The sequence below is a fragment of the Streptomyces sp. NBC_00122 genome (genome assembly GCF_045160845.1).
Classification (GTDB): Bacteria; Actinomycetota; Actinomycetes; order Streptomycetales; family Streptomycetaceae; genus Streptomyces.
Map to the genome: position 1 here is coordinate 6,643,384 of NZ_CP108191.1, position 13,126 is coordinate 6,656,509.

Annotated in this window: 17 protein-coding genes; 9 read left to right on the forward strand and 8 right to left on the reverse strand. The window is 73.0% G+C overall.

Annotated elements, in window-relative coordinates; translation table 11 throughout:
• Positions 1–24 precede the first annotated feature (24 nt).
• Positions 25–2,199: a serine hydrolase gene (locus OG737_RS30255; protein ID WP_405922216.1), complete on the reverse strand. Its 2,175-nt coding sequence runs from the start codon at positions 2,197–2,199 to the stop codon at positions 25–27.
• Between the two features lie 317 nt (positions 2,200–2,516).
• On the opposite strand from OG737_RS30255, the gene OG737_RS30260 reads away from it, so the two are divergent.
• On the forward strand, positions 2,517–3,203 hold the full coding sequence (locus tag OG737_RS30260; RefSeq protein ID WP_405676908.1) for a lysophospholipid acyltransferase family protein: 687 nt from the start codon (positions 2,517–2,519) through the stop codon (positions 3,201–3,203).
• Here OG737_RS30260 and OG737_RS30265 read toward each other — a convergent pair.
• Together OG737_RS30265 and OG737_RS30270 are read right to left on the reverse strand one after the other, a co-directional pair.
• Positions 3,200–3,931, reverse strand: a complete 732-nt coding sequence (locus OG737_RS30265) for a hypothetical protein (protein ID WP_328929374.1) — start codon at positions 3,929–3,931, stop codon at positions 3,200–3,202. The genes OG737_RS30260 and OG737_RS30265 overlap by 4 nt on opposite strands.
• 117 nt (positions 3,932–4,048) lie before the next feature.
• Positions 4,049–4,480: a GNAT family N-acetyltransferase gene (locus tag OG737_RS30270; protein ID WP_328929375.1), complete on the reverse strand. Its 432-nt coding sequence runs from the start codon at positions 4,478–4,480 to the stop codon at positions 4,049–4,051.
• 158 nt (positions 4,481–4,638) lie between these two features.
• On the opposite strand from OG737_RS30270, the gene OG737_RS30275 reads away from it, so the two are divergent.
• The 4 genes from OG737_RS30275 (at position 4,639) to OG737_RS30290 (ending at position 6,991) form a co-directional block, all read left to right on the forward strand.
• Complete coding sequence (locus OG737_RS30275; protein WP_328929376.1) at positions 4,639–4,839, forward strand: hypothetical protein; 201 nt, start codon at positions 4,639–4,641, stop codon at positions 4,837–4,839.
• 129 nt (positions 4,840–4,968) lie between these two features.
• Positions 4,969–5,385: a YciI family protein gene (locus tag OG737_RS30280; protein WP_328929377.1), complete on the forward strand. Its 417-nt coding sequence runs from the start codon at positions 4,969–4,971 to the stop codon at positions 5,383–5,385.
• Between the two features lie 88 nt (positions 5,386–5,473).
• Positions 5,474–5,653, forward strand: coding sequence for a hypothetical protein (locus tag OG737_RS30285; RefSeq protein WP_328929378.1), 180 nt, complete (start codon positions 5,474–5,476; stop codon positions 5,651–5,653).
• Between the two features lie 186 nt (positions 5,654–5,839).
• Complete coding sequence (locus tag OG737_RS30290) at positions 5,840–6,991, forward strand: serine hydrolase domain-containing protein (protein ID WP_328929379.1); 1,152 nt, start codon at positions 5,840–5,842, stop codon at positions 6,989–6,991.
• On the opposite strand, the gene OG737_RS30295 is transcribed toward OG737_RS30290, so the two are convergent.
• Positions 6,988–8,481, reverse strand: a complete 1,494-nt coding sequence (locus OG737_RS30295) for an AMP-binding protein (protein WP_328929380.1) — start codon at positions 8,479–8,481, stop codon at positions 6,988–6,990. The two genes, OG737_RS30290 and OG737_RS30295, sit on opposite strands and share 4 nt — an antisense overlap.
• Positions 8,482–8,569: 88 nt before the next feature.
• Here OG737_RS30295 and OG737_RS30300 point away from each other — a divergent pair, with 88 nt between their 5' ends.
• Together OG737_RS30300 and OG737_RS30305 are read left to right on the forward strand one after the other, a co-directional pair.
• Positions 8,570–9,310 carry a class I SAM-dependent methyltransferase gene (locus OG737_RS30300; protein WP_328929381.1) on the forward strand — a complete coding sequence of 247 codons (741 nt, stop codon included), beginning with the start codon at positions 8,570–8,572 and terminating at the stop codon, positions 9,308–9,310.
• Between the two features lie 114 nt (positions 9,311–9,424).
• A complete protein-coding gene (locus OG737_RS30305; RefSeq protein WP_328930523.1) occupies positions 9,425–9,835 on the forward strand; it encodes a rodlin in 411 nt (136 codons plus the stop codon).
• Positions 9,836–10,043: 208 nt separating this feature from the next.
• Here OG737_RS30305 and cynS read toward each other — a convergent pair whose 3' ends face one another.
• Together cynS and OG737_RS30315 are read right to left on the reverse strand one after the other, a co-directional pair.
• Entirely contained in the window at positions 10,044–10,514 is a 471-nt protein-coding gene (cynS, locus tag OG737_RS30310; RefSeq protein ID WP_328929382.1) for a cyanase, read from the reverse strand.
• 92 nt (positions 10,515–10,606) lie between these two features.
• The gene (locus tag OG737_RS30315; protein WP_328929383.1) at positions 10,607–11,212 is read right to left on the reverse strand and encodes a carbonic anhydrase; all 606 of its coding nucleotides are present in this window, start codon (positions 11,210–11,212) and stop codon (positions 10,607–10,609) included.
• A gap of 124 nt (positions 11,213–11,336) precedes the next feature.
• Here OG737_RS30315 and cynR point away from each other — a divergent pair, with 124 nt between their 5' ends.
• Complete coding sequence (cynR, locus tag OG737_RS30320) at positions 11,337–12,248, forward strand: transcriptional regulator CynR (protein WP_405922217.1); 912 nt, start codon at positions 11,337–11,339, stop codon at positions 12,246–12,248.
• A 7-nt stretch (positions 12,249–12,255) separates the two neighbouring features.
• On the opposite strand, the gene OG737_RS30325 is transcribed toward cynR, so the two are convergent.
• Together OG737_RS30325 and OG737_RS30330 are read right to left on the reverse strand one after the other, a co-directional pair.
• Complete coding sequence (locus tag OG737_RS30325) at positions 12,256–12,408, reverse strand: hypothetical protein (RefSeq protein WP_328929385.1); 153 nt, start codon at positions 12,406–12,408, stop codon at positions 12,256–12,258.
• A 73-nt stretch (positions 12,409–12,481) separates the two neighbouring features.
• Positions 12,482–12,619 (reverse strand): hypothetical protein, encoded by a 138-nt coding sequence (locus OG737_RS30330; protein WP_328929386.1) that lies wholly within the window; start codon positions 12,617–12,619, stop codon positions 12,482–12,484.
• Positions 12,620–12,743: 124 nt separating this feature from the next.
• Here OG737_RS30330 and OG737_RS30335 point away from each other — a divergent pair, with 124 nt between their 5' ends.
• Positions 12,744–13,037, forward strand: coding sequence for a hypothetical protein (locus tag OG737_RS30335; RefSeq protein WP_328929387.1), 294 nt, complete (start codon positions 12,744–12,746; stop codon positions 13,035–13,037).
• Positions 13,038–13,126 lie beyond the last annotated feature (89 nt).

Sequence of the window (13,126 nt, forward strand, 5' to 3'; positions counted from 1 at the left end):
CCACACCTCGCGGGCCTCTTCGGCCTAGCCGAGCCGGGTGACTCGCGTGCCGAACGAGGGCTCGGCCAGGGCGCCCTGGACCGCCACCGGTACGCTCTTCGCCCCGTCTCCTACGCCCGCCGTCAGCACGCCGATCTCCGACCCGGCCTTCGCGGTGTGCGGAACCGGCGTCGCCCCGGCTTCGAGGGTGAGCTTCAGCCGCTGACCCGGTACGCCGATCACGTTCAGGTCCTTCGTGGCGACCAGCGGTGTGCGGCCGCCGAGCCCGTCGTCCACGTACCCCACCTGCTGGCCCTTGCGGATGACCGGAGCCGACGCGAGCGCCTCCCGTACCGCTTCGATGATCTTCTTGCTGTTCGCCTTCACCAGGGTCAGGCTGTTCCGGCCGTCCGGGTCCGGTCCGTCCACGTGCTGGTCCATCAGCGTGCCCAGGATCAGCGGGGTTTCGTCGCCGATCGACTTGTAGGCCGCCCACATCAGGGTTCCGCCGGCGGGCGTGCTGGACCCGGTCTTGATGCCCCTGATGCTCAGGCCCTGGGCCGTGAGGAGGTTGCCGTTGTTATTGGTGATGGGCTGGGGCAGCCCCTTGATCGTGGCGCTGGGCAGGGCGACGATCGCGCGGAACGCCTCGTCCTTCATGACCGCCTCGGCCAGTGCGAGCTGATCGGCGGCGGTGCTGACGGTCCCCGCGTCCAGGCCGCTGGGGTCGGTGTACGTGGTGCTCCGCATGCCGAGTTCCCTGGCGGCGGCGTTCATCTTCTCGACGAACGCCGTCTCGGAGTCGCTGCCGGTGTCCCAGCGCGCCAGCAGGCGGGCGATGTTGTTGCCCGAGGGGATCATGAGCATCTTGAGCATGTCCGTCTGGCTGAACTTCGAACCGGCGGTGAGTCCTTCGATGCGGGACTCGTGCTCGGACGTGCCGTCCGCCACCGCCTTCGCGTCGACCTCGATGGAGGGGCCGGGGTCGTTCTTGCGCAGCGGGTGGTTCTTGAGGATGACGTAGGCCGTCATCACCTTGGCGACGCTGGCGGTGGGGACGGGCTTCTGCTCGCCGAAGGTCCCGATGTCACCGGACCCGGGGACGCGGACGGCCCCTTGCCCCTTGGCGGGCCAGGGGATGGAGAACTGCCCGGCGAGGGTGTGGTCCGGCTCGGCGGCGACGATGGCCGGGGCGGGCAGCGGGCGCAGCAACTGGGCGCCGGTGAACGCGCCTGCGAGGAGGAGCAGGATCGGGGTCCACACCTTGACGCGCCGCACCAGGGTCCGGCGGGGGGTCTGCGGCGGGGGAGCGGTGTTGGTGAGCTCGGCCAGCAGTTCCAGCGGGGGCAGCGGGGCCGCGACGGCCGACGCCTTGGCCTCGGGCCACGGTTGGGGCTCGGACTTGGCCGGGGACGGGGTGGGCGCCGGGGTGTCCAGCGGCTTGAGCGCGACGAACTGACTGGTCTTCTCGGAGTCGCTCTCGGCCCCCTGAGCCCAGGAGGGCACCCGCCGGGGCGGGTCCGCCGCCTCGGCGTCGTCCTTCTCCTCGGGCGCGGCTTCGGTCTCGGTCTCGGCCGCCGGAGCGTCGGTCTGGGCGTCGGCGTCGACCTCGTCGGGAGCCCCGGCCTCCTCGGGGGCCTCGTCGGACGGGTCGTCACCGTCGTCAGCGTCGTCTGGTACGTCCGCCTCGTCGGGTACGACGGCGTCCTCGGGGTCCGCGCTGTCGGCTGCCGGTGCGGTGTCCTCGGCTTCGTCGGAACCGGCCGGTGAGTCCTCGACTGACTCGACGTCCGCCTCGGTTTCGGCGTCGGGTTCGGCGTCTGCGTCGGGCTTGAGCTCGGCCTCCGCCTCGGGTTCGGCCTCCGCCTCGGGTTCGGCCTCAGGCTCGGCCTCCGCCTCGGTTTCGGCCTCAGGCTCGGCCTCCGCCTCCGCCTCCGCCTCGGCCTCGGTCGCGGGCTCGACGTCCGCCTCGGTTTCGGCCTCCGCCTCGGCCTCGGCCGCAGGCTCGACGTCCGCCTCGGTTTCGGCCTCACGCTCGGCCTCCGCCTCGGTTTCGGCCTCACGCTCGGCCTCCGCCTCCGCCGCGGCCTCCGCCCCCGCGGCCTCCGCCTCCGCCTCCGCGGGTTCCTCGACGACCGTGTCGGGTTCCGCCTCCGGGACCGTCTCCTCTTCGGTCTCCGCCTTCTTCGAGGAACCGCCCGCCACCGTTTCCGCCTTCATCCCAGCCCCGCCTTGCCGCTCACACCCGACGGCCGCCCGCCACCGCCCACGCGGTGGCGGGCGGCCCGCCGGTCTTGCCGATACGTCGGGCGAGGCCCTCCACGGAGCCTCGCCGATCACCTAGATGCCCCCGGCCACCCACCCGTTCCTCCCCGTGGATCCTGTGACCATTCGGTCATATTCCCTGGCCGGGAGGAGTGCGCACGCAGGGCACGTCGCTTCACCCAGGGACGGTGAGTAGGGCTACTCATGACCGCTGCGCCGCCTCGGCCGACCATGGACGACACCACCACCGTGCCACCCGAACGGGGACGTCCATGCTCAGCCGAATCGCCGCCGCCGTCGTACCCGCCTGCGGGACCCTGACGGTCACCGCCGACCCCGGAGCGCGGACCGCCGCCGGCAGCATCCTCGTCGCCAACCACACCTCGCTCGCCGACCCCGCCGTGGTGGTCGCCGCGCTGCGCCGGTACGGGATCGAGCCGGTCATCCTGGCCACCAGCGGGCTGTGGCGGGTGCCGCTGCTCGGGTCCGCGCTGCGGCGCGAAGGGCACATCGCCGTCCACCGCGGAACCCACCGGGCCGCCGATTCTCTCGATGCCGCGGCCGTCGCCCTCGCCTCGGGCCGCAGCGTGCTGCTCTACGGAGAGGGCCGGCTGCCGGGCCGCCGCGACGCGGGGGAGTCCGCCCCGGGCCCCTTCCGCAGCGGCTTGGCCCGGCTCGCCGCCGCGACCGGCGCCCCCGTCGTACCCGTTGGCCAGGCAGGCGCCCGCCGCCTGTGCTCCGGCAGCAGCGCCAAGCAGCTCGCCGGAGCCCTCACCGCCCCGCTGCGCAGGCCCTGCCTCCACGTGCACATCGGCTCGCCGCTCCACCTCCCCGACCGGGTCCCGGAGGCGACGGAGCGGGCCCGTGAGGCCGTCACCGCCGCCTGGCGCACCGCGGCCCTCTCCCTCGGTGAACTCGCCGGGCCGGGTCAGGAGCCGTCGCGGGGTGACCACTCCTAGCGCGTGCTGTGGGACAGGACCACGTGGGCAGCGACCCCGTCGGCGTCCGTGTCGATGATGGACACCACCAGCGGGCTGCTGCCCGTCGGCCCGCCGGCCGTAGCGCGCATCCGGTAGCGCTCCACGCGCACGCCCTCGCGGGCGAGCGGACCGCCGCCGGCGTACATCGACTCCGGCATGCGGTCGTTGGCGATGCGCAGCGCCGCCGCGCGCCAGGTTCCCGAGGCCTGGTCGAAGCGCTCCAGCAGGAAGCCCGGTCCGCTGCCCGGCCGGTCGCCCGGTTCGCCGACGAGGATCTCCATCTGGAAGGCGACCAGCAGGTGCCGGTACTCGGAGGAGTTGCCGTTCCGCAGGGTGACGGTGAACTCCTGAGCCGCGCCTCCGCGTACGAGGGCGAGTCCGCCGCCCCGGGTGTCGACCGCGACCTTCAGCCGGGTCGGGGCGGCGGGCGGCGCGGCCGGGGTCGTGGCGGAGGCCGACGGCGCGGAGGAAGCGGCGGCGGGAGTCGCGGACGGGGACGCGGAGGCGGACACGGGCGGCGAGGCGGCGGACTCGGTGGGCGTGGCCGACGGGGACGCCGATCCGGAAGCGGAGGCCGACGGGGACGCGCTGCCCGGGGTCCCGCCGTCCTTCTTCCCGCATCCCGTCAGGCCGGTCAGGCCCGCCAGCAGTACGGCGGCCGCGGTCGCGGCGGTCAGGACCCGGCGGGGTCCGGCGGATGCGGGCATGAGATCGGTTCCCCTACAGGTCGGCTGAGGCCGGAACCTAACAAGCGGGCACCGCGCCGACGAGCCCGGGCGTGCATCGAAGCGGCGACGGTTGGGTCACGGCCTAGCCGCGAAGCATCAGCTCAGAGGCTTCTCGAAGTTGAACGCGGTCACTGCCATCCGCTCACGGAAGTAGAACCGGTGGGCGTCGGTCCGCTGGGTTCCGGAGTCCAGGGTGAGCGAGGTGCAGCCGGCTGCCCTGGCGCGCTCCTCGAGGTGCGCGAGGAGCGCGCGGCCCACACCGGTGGAGCGGGCGGCCGAGGTGGTGACCAGGTCGTCGACGTAGAGCTTGCGGACCTGGCAGGTGTTCGCGACGATCCGCCAGCCGGCCGCGCCCACGCACACGCCGTCGGCGTCGTAGGCCGCGGTGAAGCGCAGCCCCTGGCCCTGTCCCTCGGCGAGGACGGAGAGGAAGAGGTCTTCGGTGAGGTGGGGGCGCAGTTCGAGCAGTACGGGGAGCAGGTCCTCGGTCAGTCGCGAGTCGCCGGGCTCAAGGTCGATGATCTTCATTGGGTCAGCGTAATCGGCCCCTGCGGGTGCGCAGTCGGGTGGGTGGGACGTCCGCCAATCGGCTTGGACTTGGCCGTGCTCGGCCGGGTGCCGGGACACGCGTCGGCTCCTTCTTTAGGTTCTTGGGTGTCCCCAGCCTCCTCGAAAAAGGTGGATCCATGCGTTCTGTGCGCTCCGCGCTCTCCGTCCTCGCCGCCGGCGCGATCGTCCTCGGCGGCGCGTCCGCGGCCGCCGCCGACGTGAACGTCTACGCTCCGTCCGAGAACTCGTACACGTTCGTCTTCGGCGACTGGTTCCAGATCGCCGGCGACGACGTGTTCAACGCGGGCCACGACAACACGGTCGGCTCCAACAACTGACGACGCGGCGAGGCGGCCCGCCCCACGTGGGGCGGGCCGCCTCGCGCGGCCTCGCCCGGCATGTTGCAAGGGGAGGGGATCGGGAGAGCAAGGGGGAGGGACCGTTACCGGCGGCAGGAGTGGCACCTCATGAAGTACATGCTGATGGTCCTGGGCAAGCAGGCCGACTACGAAGCCATGAGCGGCAAGGCGAGCGGTGACAGCCCGGCCTGGTCCGCGGCGGAACTCAAGGCGATGTTCGACCACATGGGCGCGCTGAACGACGAACTGGCCGCGGCGGGCGAGCTGGTCGACGCGCAGGGACTGGCCGAACCCCGCCAGGCGCGTCTGGTGACCGCCGACGCCGACGGCGCCCCGGTGGTTTCCGACGTGCCGTACGGGGAGAAGAGCGCGGTCATCGCCGGGTACTGGGTCGTCGACGTCCCCGACTTCGGCCGAGCCGCCGAGATCGCCGCCCGCGCCCAGGCCTGCCCGGTCCCCGAGGGCGCGCCCACCTACCCGGTCGTCGTCCACCCCGTCGGCGGCGCCCCCGAAACCGCGAAGTGACGACCCGGCCCATCCGCGATCCGGAAGCCGGTGTCCGCATGCCGGACGCCCGTCACGGTTGTCAGACCTCCCGCCTACTCTTGATCACGTGAGTCCGACCCCTGACAACCTCGCCCCCGAGCGTCCCCTCGCTGAGATCAACGCCGACATCCGCGGCTTGTTCGCCCGAGCCGACGGCCGCCTGTCCGACGCCGAGCGCGTGCGGCACGCGATGCTGCTGGCGGAGTGGGCCGCCGCGATACGGGCGTCGGTCGTCCCCGCGGCGTAGCGGGCTCGCCAGGCCACCGTCCGGCCCACCGACCCACCGTCCACCCGCCACCGGCCGCAGCCGATCGCGGTGTGGCGTGCCGTGTCGTGTCGGACCGATGAATTCCCGGTCCGGCGGCAGTCTTCCCCACGGGCTCCCGCGCCGGCCCCTTCGTTCCGGCGCTCCGCACGCACGAGAAGGTGGACGATGAGCGGTCTGCGCAGGCTCCTGGAAGCCCACGTCGGTGACGGCCGACTGCCCGGCGCGGTGGGTCTGGTGGCCCGGGGCGATGACATCGAGGTGGCGGCCGTAGGCTCCCTCGACACCTCCGGCGGCGCCCCGATGGAACGCGACTCCCTCTTCCGGGTCGCCTCGCTCACCAAGCCGGTGATCGCCGCGGCCGCGATGACGATGATCGAGGACGGCCTGCTCGCCCTCGACGTGCCGGTCACCCGCTGGCTGCCGGAACTCGCGGCGCCGATGGTCGCCCGTACGCCGTCCTCACCCGTCGACGACGTGGTTCCCGCCGAGCGCCCGATCACCGTCGAAGACCTCCTCACCTTCCGGGCCGGCTACGGCTTTCCCGCGGACTTCTCGCTGCCCGCCGTCCGGCTGCTCTTCAGCGAGCTGGGGCAGGGACCACCGCAGCCCCAGCAGATCGCGGCGCCGGACGAGTGGATGGCGGCCCTCGCACGGATCCCGCTCCTCCACCAGCCGGGCCGGGCATGGCTCTACAACACCTGCTCCGACATCCTCGGAGTGCTCATGGCCCGCGCGGCCGGACAGTCCCTCCCCGACCTCCTGGCGGAGCGCGTCTTCGAGCCGCTCGGCATGCGTGACACGGCGTTCGCGGTACCGCACGACCGGCTCCACCGGTTCACCGGCTGCTACCGCGCCGCGCCGGACGGCGGCCCGCTGCAGCTCGTCGATCCCGCAGACGGGCAGTGGAGCACCCTGCCCGCCTTCCCCTCCGGGGCGGGCGGGCTGGTCTCCACCGCCGACGACTGGCTCGCCTTCGGCCGGATGCTGCTCGCGGGCGGCGCGTACGGGGGCGGGCGCCTGCTCTCGCCGGAGTCCGTACGGCAGATGGCCACCGACCACCTCACGGCGGAGCAGCGCGAGGGCGGCGCCCTCTTCCTGGAAGGCCAAGGCTGGGGATTCGGCGGCTCGGTCGACGTGGCGCCCCTCGATCCGTGGAACGTGCCCGGCCGCTACGGCTGGATCGGCGGCACCGGCACCGCCGCCCACGTGGTCCCCGCCACCGGCGCCGTCACCATCCTCCTCACCCAGCGCGAAATGAGCGGCCCGGCCTCGCCCCCGCTGATGCGGGAGTTCTGGACCTACGCCGCGAAGGGTTAACGCCCTTCACCGGCCGCGCGGTCCCGCAGGCGGCGTTTGTCCGGCTTCCCCCGGGCGGTCAGCGGGATCGCGTCCTCCCAGAACACCGTGGTCGGCCGGTGCGCCGGAGACAGCTCCCGCCCGACCAGGGCGCAGGCCTCGGCCGCCATCTCGGCGCCGGGCGCGCACCCGGGCGCCGCCACCAGGAACGCGCAGACCTCCTCGCCCGTCAGATCGCTGTGCCGGCCGACCACCACCGCCTCGGCCACGGCCGGATGCCGGGCGAGCGCGGCCTCCACGGGCACGCAGTACACGTTGTCCCCGTCGACCATCACCACGTCCTTGACCCGGTCGTCGAGGTACAGGTAGCCGTCCTCGCCGAGGTGCCCGAGGTCCCCCGTCCGCAGCCACCCGTCGCGCAGGACCGACGCGGTCAGTCCGGGACGGCCCCAGTACCCGGCCATCATCGCCGCCGACCGCATCCACACCTCCCCGGTGCGCCCGGCGCCCACCGCGGCCCCGCCCCCGTCGCGCACCTCGACCTCCACCCCCGCCACGGGCCGCCCCACGGAGGCCAGCAGCTCAGGCCGGTCCGCCACCGCCGCCTCGTGGTCCGCGGGCGTGAGGCGGCAGATCACCGCCGCCTCGTTCATGCCGTAGCCCTGCTGCCACCGCCCGCCCCAGCGGGTCACCGCCTCGCGCAGCCGGGAGGGCAGGACGGGCGAGTCGCCGTACGAGACCACCTCCAGCCCTGGCACACCCGCGGCGGTCCCGGGGTCGTCCAGCAGCCGGTACACCATCGACGTCGTCAGGTACGTCGACACCCGCCCCAGACGCCGGCAGGCCGCGGCGAACTCCCGCGGCGAGAAGGGGGCGAGAACCTCCACCCTGCCTCCGGCCAGCAGCTGTTCCAGGGAGCGCCCGCCGGACCTCTGGGCCAGTGAGGTGACCGACAGGTACACCGGCTCCGCCCACCCGGCCGTGCGTACGGTGTTGCGCGCCGCCATGGCGCCGAAGGTGGAGGCCACCCCCTTGGGCAGCCCCGTCGTCCCGCCGGTGTAGGTCACCCGGGCCACGTCGTCCTCCCGCGCCCGCACGGCCACCGCCGCCGCCTCGCGCCCCGCAGCCCGCCGCAGCACCTCGTCCAGGCCCAGCCGGGGCGCGCCCGTATCGGGCACCGGGACGTCGTGCAGCACCAGGTCCGGCCGGCAGTCCCGCAGGATGAACTCCAGCCCGTACAGGGCCGGTCCGGCCAGCACCTGGGTCAGCCGCGCCCCCAGGAGGTGCGCGGCGAGCCGTACCAGCAGCACCTCTGGCCGGTTCCCGCCCGCCACACAGGCCAGCCCCGATCCGCGCCCGACCCCCGCCTCCGCCAGGGTTCCCGCAAGCCGCCAGGTGTTCTCCCGTACGTCCGAGTACGTCATGACGGCGGGCCCCACACCGATGGCGGGCCGGTCCGCGTACCGCTCCAGGGCCTCTGCCAGTTCCGTGACGTACCGTGCCCGCGCCATGCGCAACCCGCCTCTCCGCGTCCCGCCGACGTACCGTACAACCCTCGCCCAGTGCCCGGACCCCCGATCCCCCGGCATCATGGACGGTATGACGACCGAATCCCGTGCTCGTTCGTTCAGTGCCGCGGCTGCCCGCTACGCCGACCACCGCCCCTCGTACCCGCCCGAGCTCCTCACCGCTCTGGCCGATCTGGCCGGTTTCCCGCCGGCCGGGGCGCGGGTCGCCGACGTCGGGGCGGGCACGGGCATCGCCACCGCCCTGCTGGAGGCGGCCGGGGCCCGTGTGGTCGCGGTGGAGCCGGGCGAGGGCATGGCCGCCGAGTTCCGGCGCCGCAATCCGCGGACGCCGCTCGTACGCGGCGACGGCAACCGACTGCCCCTCGCCACGGGCTCGGTGGACCTGTTGACCTATGCGCAGTCCTGGCACTGGACCGACCCCGCCCGCTCGGTCCCCGAGGCACTGCGCGTGCTGCGCCCCGGCGGGGCGCTGGCGGTCTGGTCGAACGATCCGGACGTCTCCGTCGGATGGATCTCCGAGCAGCAGGACCGCATCGAGGAGCGGTTCGGCCCGGGCTGGTACATCAACGAACGGGCCCGCTCGCAGGGGGGATTGCGCTTCACCACCCGCCTTCTGCCGTGGTCGCGCCGCGTCCCGGTCGACACGCATCTGGCGAAGCTGTCCACGCACTCCCTGTTCCTCGTCGGCGCGCCCGGCACGGACGCCTTCCTCGCCGACGAACGGGCCCTGCTCATGGGCCGGTTCCCGGACGGCATGGTCGAGGAGCACTACGTGGTCGATCTGAGCGTGGCCGTCCGCGGCGGTGCGTGACCGTGAAAGGACCGGGCCGGGGGCTGTTCGGGTGAACCGGCGGAACCTGTGGCGGGTCCGGCCGTTGATCAAGGCACTCACCACCATGCACTCGTGCACACAGAAAGACCCATGATGATCAAGAAGATTATGGCCACCGCCGCCGCCACCGCTTCCATCGTCGGCGCGGGCGCCGCCGTGGCCGCCCCGGCCATGGCCATCGGCAACGACAACGGGGTCAACACCGTCAACGGCAACAACTCCCAGCAGATCTACGGCAATCAGAAGACCCACGGCGACCTGAGCCCGCAGCTCGGCCTGGTCCAGGGCACGCTGAACAAGCCCTGCATCGGTCTGCCGGCCAAGGTCAATGCCCAGTCGATCCTTGCCTTCGTCAACATCGGTGTCCAGGACATCAACGTCCTGTCGAACCCGCAGAACCAGCAGTGCACCGAGAACTCCACCCAGGCCAAGGGCGACGAGCCGCTCTCGCACATCCTGGACAACATCCCGGTCCTCTCGGGCAACATTTCGCAGGGCAGCTGACGCAGTCCCCTCTGCGAGCCGGGGCCTCAGACGCCTGCGCGAGTGCCCACGGGGCCCCGGCTTGTTCCACCCGGATCCGCGGATCCGCCCCTGCCGCAGGCGTGCGGCGGCCGACAGGCCGTCGAGATGGGCATCGGTCCTCACGTCGGAGAGCCTCCCGTCCCACCGGACGGGAGGCTTTCCGACGTTCCGGAGGTGTTCCGGTCCGTCAGAAGGGCTTGGTCGGAAGGTACTTGCCGTCCAGGGTGATGACCGCGCGCTCGCCGCCCTCGGGGTCGGTGACCTTACGGACGTCCAGCTTGAAGTTGATCGCGCTGATGATGCCGTCCCCGAACTGCTCGTGGACCAGAGCCTTCAGAGTGGTCCCGTAGACCTGGAGCATCTCGTGGAAGCGGTAGATCGTCGGGTCGGTCGGGATGCCGCCGGGGACCGAGCCGCGGGTCGGGATCGTCTGCAGGAGCGCGACCGCGTCCTCGTCCAGGCCGAGCAGCTCGGCGACCGGCCTCGCCGCGGACTCGGGCAGCGGATGCTGGCCCAGCAGCGCGGCGGTCACGAACGCGACCGACAGGCCGGCGGAGTCGCCGAGCTGCTGCCACGAGAGGTCCTTGCGGGTCTTGGCTTCGACGACGGCGACGGCGAGGGCCTGGCGGGCGGTGGGGTCGAACTGGGCGTGCGGCATGGGGAGACGTCCTTTCGGGAGCGGGGAACGGGGGCGGGGCATTGGGAAGCGGAACAGCGAACGGGGAGGGAACCGGGGAGGGGCGGGGCGGGTCAGAGCGCGACGGCGGCCGTGGGGCCCGATACCTCCGCGACACCGCCGGTGGGGATGTCGTAGACCCAGCCCCGCAGGGTGAGCCGCCCCTCGGCCGTGGCGCGGGCGACCGATGGATGCGTGGCCAGGTTCGCCAGCTGGGCACGTACGTTCTCGCGCACCAGAGCGGCCACCCGGCCGGGCCCGGCGCCCGCCGTGCGGGCCACCGAGGCGTCCGCGTGCCGCAGCCAGCGGGCGACCGACGAGGCGGCGCTCAGGTCCGTGCCCTCGGCGAGCGCGGTCATCGCCCCGCAGGCGGAGTGCCCGCACACGACGATCCCGGTGACGCCGAGGACAGCGACGGCGTACTCGATGCTGGCCGTCACCCCGTCCGGGCCCGGAGCGTAGGCGGGCACCAGATTTCCGGCGGTGCGGATGACGAACAGCTCGCCCGGCTCGCTCTGGGTGATCAGCTCCGGCACCACGCGGGCGTCCGAGCAGCCGATGAACAAGGTCGTCGGCCGGTGGGCCTCGGCCAGCTCGGCGAAGAGCCGTGCCTTCGCCGGGAACACCTCTTGCTGGAAGCGTGCGACGCCGTCCGAAAGGCCGTCCGAGAGATCGGGCATGGTCACTCCCTCTGGTGGGATGCGCCCCGGGGGGCTTGACGTGTTCCACCATGCATGAGCTGCATCTATTGTGTCCAAGACGCGATAGCCATGCCTGCTATTGCTCTCATCTATAGTTGCTCTCATGGCTCTCGAACTGCGTCACCTGCGCTATCTGATCGCCGTCGCCGAACACGGCAGCTTCACCCGCGCCGCCGAAGAGCTGCGGATCTCCCAGCCCACCCTGTCCCAACAGGTCCGGCAGCTCGAACGCACCGTGGGGGCCCAGCTGTTGGACCGCACCGGCCGCACCGTGCGGCTCACCGACGCGGGCGCAACGTACGCCCACTACGCGCGCGGCGCCCTACGGGACCTGGCGGCGGCCGAACGGGCCGTGACGGACCTGGCCGACCTCTCCCGCGGCCACCTGCGCCTCGCGCTGACCCCCACCTTCACCGCGTACCTCGTCGGCCCGCTCACCGCCGGGCTCCACGCCGCCCACCCCGGCATCACCGTCGAGGTCCGCGAGATGCCCCAGGACCGCATCGAAGCCGGGCTGCTCGCCGACGACCACGACCTCGGCCTCGCCTTCGACCGGCCGCACCTGCCCGGCATCGCCGCGGCCCCGCTGTTCACCGAGACCCTCGGCCTGGTCGTGGCCGCCGACGGAGCCGGGGACTATCCGCCCGCCGGTGAGGCGCTCTCCGTACGGGATCTCGCGGAGCGCCGACTGGCCCTGCTCAGCGGGGACTTCGCCACCCGCGGACACGTCGATGCGTACCTTCGCGCCCACGGGGTGCGGCCGCACGTCGCCGTGGAGGCGAACTCCGTCCAGGCCCTCACCGAGATCGTCCGGCGCACCCCCCTGGCCACCGTCCTGCCGGACGCCGTCACCGACGACCACCCGCACCTGCGCCCGGTGCCGCTGGACCCGGCCATCCCGCCACGGACCGTCGTCCTGCTGCGCCGGGAGAGCGCGTACGAGAGCGCGGCGGCGCGCGCCTTCACCGGACTCCTCCGGCGCCTGGTCAGCGCCCGCGGATACCGCCCGGCCTAAGCGCGGCCTAAGCGGCCTCGACCGCCGGCCGGGCCAGGCGCTCGACGCGGGTCAGGAACTCCCTGGGGTGGAAGGGCTTCGCGAGGCAGTCGTCCACACCGGCCTCCAGCGCGCGGGCCGTGCGCTCCGGGTCCGCGGGCGGCAGCGCGAGGATCGGCACCCGCCCGTGACCGGGGGAGCGGCGGATCTCCTCGAACAGCGCGACCTCGTCCAGCCCCGGCCGCCGTCACTGTCTAGCAGGGCCACGGTGTCCGCCCCGGTTCCGCCGTCGACCACCGCGAAGCCCCGCCCACGAGGAGGCGCTCCAGCAGCGTCCGGAGCGTACGGTCCTTCGCCACGAGAAGGATCTTGTCCGGGGAAGCGCTGCTCATGGTGGCCTTTTTCCATCCGATGCCGGCCGGTCACAGAGCCGACCTCGTGACTTTTGCCCGCCGTAGTCCTCACAGAGCGTACGGGTTCTTGCATGCCCGGAGTGACGGTGTCTAGCGTCGGGCCATGACCACCGAGCCGCAGCGCTTCGAAATCCTGTTGGTGCCCGAGCACGTCAAGAACCGGGCCGGTGCGCCCGCGCCCCAGGTGGACCATCCCCTGAGATCGGCCGTGGTCGAGGCGACCGGCGCCACGGGTGCTTCCGGGTACCCCCGCTACACCGGGGAGGGGATGGAGGCCGACATCGACCCCGTGTCGCGTACGGTCGAGGCCCTGCTCGTCGACGGCTACGAGCTGGACCCCGGCATGACGGCCCTGATCGCCCCCGAACCCCAGAAGGGAACACGCCGGAAGCACTAGGTCACACCGCCCGTCCGTCCGTCCGCCCGCCCGTCCGCCGACGCGGATGCGGCGATGCCCGGGCTGTCGGCCCCCGGCTCCGGCCGTGC

Bases quoted from the DNA above. Each gene is read 5' to 3' on its own strand.
- OG737_RS30255 (WP_405922216.1), bottom strand. From the start codon at position 2,199: ATGAAGGCGGAAACGGTGGCGGGCGGTTCCTCGAAGAAGGCGGAGACC.
- OG737_RS30260 (WP_405676908.1), top strand. From the start codon at position 2,517: ATGCTCAGCCGAATCGCCGCCGCCGTCGTACCCGCCTGCGGGACCCTG.
- OG737_RS30265 (WP_328929374.1), bottom strand. From the start codon at position 3,931: ATGCCCGCATCCGCCGGACCCCGCCGGGTCCTGACCGCCGCGACCGCG.
- OG737_RS30270 (WP_328929375.1), bottom strand. From the start codon at position 4,480: ATGAAGATCATCGACCTTGAGCCCGGCGACTCGCGACTGACCGAGGAC.
- OG737_RS30275 (WP_328929376.1), top strand. From the start codon at position 4,639: ATGCGTTCTGTGCGCTCCGCGCTCTCCGTCCTCGCCGCCGGCGCGATC.
- OG737_RS30280 (WP_328929377.1), top strand. From the start codon at position 4,969: ATGAAGTACATGCTGATGGTCCTGGGCAAGCAGGCCGACTACGAAGCC.
- OG737_RS30290 (WP_328929379.1), top strand. From the start codon at position 5,840: ATGAGCGGTCTGCGCAGGCTCCTGGAAGCCCACGTCGGTGACGGCCGA.
- OG737_RS30295 (WP_328929380.1), bottom strand. From the start codon at position 8,481: ATGGCGCGGGCACGGTACGTCACGGAACTGGCAGAGGCCCTGGAGCGG.
- OG737_RS30300 (WP_328929381.1), top strand. From the start codon at position 8,570: ATGACGACCGAATCCCGTGCTCGTTCGTTCAGTGCCGCGGCTGCCCGC.
- OG737_RS30305 (WP_328930523.1), top strand. From the start codon at position 9,425: ATGATCAAGAAGATTATGGCCACCGCCGCCGCCACCGCTTCCATCGTC.
- cynS (WP_328929382.1), bottom strand. From the start codon at position 10,514: ATGCCGCACGCCCAGTTCGACCCCACCGCCCGCCAGGCCCTCGCCGTC.
- OG737_RS30315 (WP_328929383.1), bottom strand. From the start codon at position 11,212: ATGCCCGATCTCTCGGACGGCCTTTCGGACGGCGTCGCACGCTTCCAG.
- cynR (WP_405922217.1), top strand. From the start codon at position 11,337: ATGGCTCTCGAACTGCGTCACCTGCGCTATCTGATCGCCGTCGCCGAA.
- OG737_RS30330 (WP_328929386.1), bottom strand. From the start codon at position 12,619: ATGAGCAGCGCTTCCCCGGACAAGATCCTTCTCGTGGCGAAGGACCGT.
- OG737_RS30335 (WP_328929387.1), top strand. From the start codon at position 12,744: ATGACCACCGAGCCGCAGCGCTTCGAAATCCTGTTGGTGCCCGAGCAC.